General features: G+C 65.2%; 1 pseudogene. It reads right to left on the bottom strand.

The features are described from left to right. Positions 1-127: 127 nt before the first annotated feature. Positions 128-253 (bottom strand): annotated as a pseudogene (locus RM812_RS42940) (transposase); the annotation flags it as partial.

Below are 253 nucleotides of genomic sequence, written 5' to 3'. Positions count from 1 at the left end.
GACGGCACCAGGCACCTCCACGACCAAGACGAGCGGACGAAACACCCCCATCTCTCCCGCCGCCAGCCGGAGTTCACACCCACCCAGCCCAAACCAAACGATCACGTTCGGAAAGCGGATGACGTCTGAGGTCAGGTGCGTAGGGCGGAAGACGGACGGTGGTGAGCCAGTCGTGGTCGGCCTCGTACCGCTTCAGCCCGGTGGCCAGGTGGGTGTTGAGGTTGTCCCAGACCACCACGATCGGGCCGTCGAG

Origin of the sequence: Streptomyces lancefieldiae (assembly GCF_031845825.1) — a bacterium.
Taxonomy (GTDB): domain Bacteria; phylum Actinomycetota; class Actinomycetes; order Streptomycetales; family Streptomycetaceae; genus Streptomyces; species Streptomyces lancefieldiae.
The sequence above is the reverse complement of the archived record's forward strand: the minus strand, read 5'-3'. Positions and strand labels throughout refer to the sequence as shown.